This is a genomic window from Methanoregula sp. (genome assembly GCF_002835825.1).
GTDB lineage: Archaea > Halobacteriota > Methanomicrobia > Methanomicrobiales > Methanospirillaceae > Methanoregula.
This window is the reverse complement of the sequence record NZ_PIZH01000402.1, coordinates 1-1,872: the sequence shown is the minus strand read 5'-3', so window position 1 is coordinate 1,872 and position 1,872 is coordinate 1. Positions and strand designations below refer to the sequence as shown.

The 1,872-nt window shown below is 50.9% G+C and carries 2 protein-coding genes; one reads left to right on the top strand and one right to left on the bottom strand.

Annotated elements, in window-relative coordinates:
• Positions 1-1,430: response regulator (locus tag CW742_RS11560; protein ID WP_292420542.1), on the top strand; the 1,430-nt coding region annotated here is incomplete at its 5' end.
• Positions 1,431-1,468: 38 nt separating this feature from the next.
• On the opposite strand, the gene CW742_RS11555 is transcribed toward CW742_RS11560, so the two are convergent.
• A partial coding sequence (locus CW742_RS11555; RefSeq protein WP_292420540.1) for a His/Gly/Thr/Pro-type tRNA ligase C-terminal domain-containing protein occupies positions 1,469-1,872 on the bottom strand: 404 nt, incomplete at its 5' end.

Genomic DNA, 1,872 nt, shown 5'->3' with positions numbered 1-1,872 from the left:
ATCCGATACAATCCGTTAATCAGCAGCCTGATGCCAGTATCAATCCGGCAGGACCGGGGACCGTTGTGGACAAGCCGACAATTCTTGTGGTTGAGGATGAAGCGGTCATCAGCAGGGACATAGTAAAAACACTTGAAATGTTCGAGTACTATCCCCTCTGTGCGGTCAGTACCGCAGATGAGGCGATTAGTAAAGCACGTGAATATGTCCCCGATGTAGTGTTAATGGATATTCATATTCATGGGACTATGGATGGGATTGATGCCGCGAGGATTATCCGGGATGAATTGCAGATCCCGATAATTTTTATCACATCCTATGCTGACGATGCAACCATCACCCGGGCAAAAGACACCCTGCCGTATGGGTATATCCTCAAACCCTTTTCCGATCGTGATATGAAGGTTGCAGTAGAGATGGCCCTTTCAAGGAAATCTGCCGAAGATCAGGAGAAGCACCACGGCGACCGGGAGGCAAACGGGGCCGAAACATCCGGAGTGGTGTATGCCCGTGATGACAAGCCCGGGCTTACGGAAATCCGCTCACTGCTCATGGAAAATTTTTTCCAGGACCTCATCCTCCTGCTGTACAACAATGCAGAGGAGAAGGAGATTCTCCTTGCATCATATCTTGAGAGAGCCGTGAAAACAACGGGGGATATCTTTTTTGCCTACGCAATATCGAAAGCCCACCGGGATTTTTTGCGGGAAGTCCAGGATGAAAAGATCCTGCTGTGCAGGATGAAAGAGGGCGAGACATCTGCCCTGAAACGGACGTTGTCCGATTTCCTTGATCGTGCTGATGGATACTCTCCGGCCCCACGGAAAATTATCATCGATTTCTCCGGGCCTTGTGACGAATCCGCTGTTCTCTCAGTAACTGATTTCTTAACCGAACGGAAAAACCGGGGAATGGCAGTTGCCGGGATAATTGCCGTCCTTGTCAAAACGAACGACGAAAACCTGGTAAAGGCCCTGTCACAGAAGATCCCCAAAGTCCTGGTGACCACTACGCGGGGAACGGTCATCTCCTGCGCGGATTACACGTTCCCCTTTGAACATCTCGCCTTCCTTCCCCAGCCCGTTGTTGATGAGATTGTAAAAAAGGTCCTTGAACCGGTGATACTTTCCCTTCTCAAAAAACCGGTATCCGGTTACGATATTCTTCAGGAAATTCAGCGTCGGTATAATGTTTCGATACCCAAAGCACGGGTCTATACATACCTGTATTCTCTCCAGAAAATGGGATATCTCCAAACCAGTACTGCAGGCAAATCCATACGGTACCATCCCACAGAAGACGGGGAGAAATACATACGGCAAAAACTCAGTGAATTCAATTCGGTATTTCATCATATCCAGGCAGAAATCGTTGACCGTGATTCAGGCCTTACGATAAAAGATCAACGACAGGAGGGCGAACCCCGCTGATCCTGCCCTGGGAAAAGAAGAACTGACAAAAAAAAGTATCAGATATATCTCGCCTTTTGCGAGAGTTTCTTCGGGGTATACAGCGGCCGGAACGGTTTTCCCTCGACGTCCTTTTTCACAAAAGCGATCAGCGCATCAACGGCAAGCTGCTCCTTGTGCGGCTTGTTCGGCTGCGACTTCCTCCGGATCGTCACGGTCAGCTTCTTCGATGCGACTTCCTCATCACCGACAACGATCACGTACGGCACCCAATCCATACCTGCTTCCCGGACCTTCTTGCCCATGGTCTCGTTTCGGTCGTCCATGTCGCACCGGATCTGTGCTGCGCTGATTTGGGCCATCAGCTCTTCTGCAAACGCAAGGTGCTTCTCGGTCACCGGCACGACCCGGGCCTGCCCGGGCGAGAGCCATGTCGGGAGTGCGGGGACCGCGTGAGTGTGGA